Annotated in this window: 2 protein-coding genes; both read right to left on the bottom strand. The window is 59.2% G+C overall.

Annotated features, from left to right (window positions below; all coding sequences use genetic code 11):
* Positions 1 to 348: 348 nt before the first annotated feature.
* Entirely contained in the window at positions 349 to 1,557 is a 1,209-nt protein-coding gene (locus FQ320_RS25060; RefSeq protein WP_148475974.1) for an IS91 family transposase, read from the bottom strand.
* A gap of 6 nt (positions 1,558 to 1,563) precedes the next feature.
* Positions 1,564 to 2,475: a tyrosine-type recombinase/integrase gene (locus FQ320_RS25055; protein WP_148475975.1), complete on the bottom strand. Its 912-nt coding sequence runs from the start codon at positions 2,473 to 2,475 to the stop codon at positions 1,564 to 1,566.
* Positions 2,476 to 2,607: the final 132 nt, after the last annotated feature.

Raw genomic sequence — 2,607 nt, 5'->3', positions numbered from 1 at the left:
GATGTAGGTTTCTCGGACGCCCCGCGCGACGTTTGAGTGACGCGGGACGTTGCCTGGCGTCGGAGAAGCGCTCAAGCGGGAAATCGCGGGGTTGGGCTTGGTGGGTGGTTTGTTGCTATGGGGATTGGGGCGGTTTGCTTGCCTTGGATCTGATCTGACGGACAAGTTGAACGGGGTCTGTAGGGCTAAGCTCTGTGCTGGCGTTGCCAGCATCTAGCCGATCAGCGCCGTATCTTGTCGGTGTTATCAACTTTTGCGACGTCGTTAGTCTGATCTGCGCATGACGCTTGGTCCGCAGGCGGTGTGCCGGACGGCTGAGGTTGCAATTATCGATCTTTGGTTCGGGCTTCATGCGGCGGCCCTCGCGGTTGCTGGAGGGGCTCTGGGATACTGTGCTGGTGCGATTGTCTCGACGATGATCAACTGCCCGCCACAACATGGGCAAGGCAGTGCGAGGACACGGGGAGGCTCATCAGAATTTCCGTGGTTGTCGTCATCATCGCGACTCTGGTCTGGCGTTTTTGCCCCAAGCAGGTGTCTGATCCTGGCAATATTGGCGGCCCGGTTGCCATTCCCGAAGAACCCGTAGTGACGGATGCGGTGCTGGCCTTTGGGCAGGACGTGGATCAGGAACCGGCGGATGAACTCTGACGTTGCCAGCGTCATGGTGGTGTGGCGGCCCGTGCCTTTAAGACGGTAGTCTTTGACGCGGAAGGTGACACTGCGCGCGTCGAAACGGATCAGGCGGCTGTTGGAAATGGCAATCCGGTGGGTGTAGCGCGACAGATACGCCAGCACGGCTTTGGGACCGGCGAAGGGTTCTTTGGCGTAGACGACCCAGTCGATTTTGCGCAGCGGTTGCAGGAAAGTGTCGAAGGCCGCGCGATCATCAAGTTCAGCATGGTCTCCAAAGAAGTGCAGCTTCCCGGCCTTGTGTAGCTTGGCCAGCCCTTCCAGAATGAGCCGCCGATACAGACGGGACAGGACCCTGACGGACAGGAAGAAGTTCCTGCGGCAGGCGATCCATTCTGAACCATCCGCCGACAAACCTCCGCCCGGCACGATCATGTGGACATGCGGGTGGTGCGTCATCGCGGAACCCCAAGTATGGAGAACCGACGTTATACCAACCCGCGCACCGAGATGCTTGGGATCGGCGGCGATCTTGATCACCGTGTCGGCACTCGCCCGCATCAGCAGATTGTAGAGCGCGCGTTTGTTTTGATGCGCGATGTCGGCGATGGGTTTGGGCAAGGTGAAGACGAGATGGAAATACCGCACCGGTAGCAGCTCGGCCTCACGTGCCGCCAGCCATGCTTTTGCGGCCGAGGATTGGCATTTGGGGCAATGGCGGTTGCGACAAGAATTGTAGGCAATGTGCTCATGTGCGCAGTCTTCACATCGCGCGACATGGCCGCCAAGGGCCGCCGTCCGGCAACGCTCGATTGCCGACATCACCTTCATCTGATTGAGGCTGATATGGCCCACATTGGCCGCCCGCCAGGCAGCGCCATGGGCGCGGAAGATATCCGCGACCTCCAATGTTGGACGAGGCAACGTGGGTTATGAAGGCCTTGCCTTCTTCTTGCGCTTGGCTGGTGTCAAATCGTCCAACGGGCTGTCCACCGCCGCGATCATACCGGTGGCCACGCTCGCATAGCGCGCTGTCGTCGTGAGTTTGGTATGTCCCAGAAGGGCCTGGATCACCCGGATATCGACACCGCGTTCCAGCAGATGGGTCGCGAAAGAATGGCGAAGTGTATGCAACGTAACAGGTTTGGTGATCCCAGCTTCACGCGCGGTCTCTTTAAACAGCCGCGATATCTGCCGGGCAGACAGGTGCTTGCCGCGATAACCGGGAAAGAGGACCCTCTCGGACGCTGGCACATCCTTATCCTGACCGGTGGGTCGCTCTTTCCACCAGTCGCGCAACAAGCCCAGAATGTCCGCGGGCAGCATCACGTTGCGGTCCTTACGGCCCTTTGCCTGCACGATCCGGATGATCTGCTGAGCGCTGTCGATATCGCCGACCTTCAGCCGGACGACCTCACCCGCGCGCATCCCGCAGCCATAGGCCAGTGACAACATGACATGAGCTTTTGTGCTTGGGGCCATCGCCAAGATGCGCTTGATCTCCTTTTTGCTCAGCACCAGCGGCACCTTGACTGGCTCTTTGAGACTGAAGATCTCGGCTACCAGATCATGCCGTCGAAGCGTCACGCGGAACAGGAACTTGACGCCAGTCATGGTTTGATTGCGCGTGCAGATACTGGTTCCGGTCTCGACAAGATGCCGCTGGAAGTCCCGGACATCATCCGCCGTCGCCGTCTGTGGTGACCGCCCGAGCCAAGCCGCAAAACGTTTGCAGGCGCGCAGATGACTGGTCAGCGATGCTGGGCCGAGAGTGCGGGCTGTCATATCCGCGATCATGCGCGCACGAAGCGGCGTCATCGGTGTGGAAGGCTGAATGTTCATCGGAATGTCCTCTGTCAATCGAGGCAAAATCACCTCGATCAACAGCACACACCCAACATCACAAAACGCGAAACAAATCCCAGCTCAGCACATAGGCAGAAACAAGCGCCCTATCGCGGAGCGATTTAGTGC

This window comes from Oceaniovalibus sp. ACAM 378 (genome assembly GCF_008085915.1).
Taxonomy (GTDB): Bacteria; Pseudomonadota; Alphaproteobacteria; order Rhodobacterales; family Rhodobacteraceae; genus Oceaniglobus.
This window is presented reverse-complemented; position numbering and strand designations above follow the sequence as displayed.

Excerpts from the sequence above, each read along its gene's own strand:
- FQ320_RS25055 (WP_148475975.1), bottom strand. The coding sequence starts at position 2,475 with ATGAACATTCAGCCTTCCACACCGATGACGCCGCTTCGTGCGCGCATG.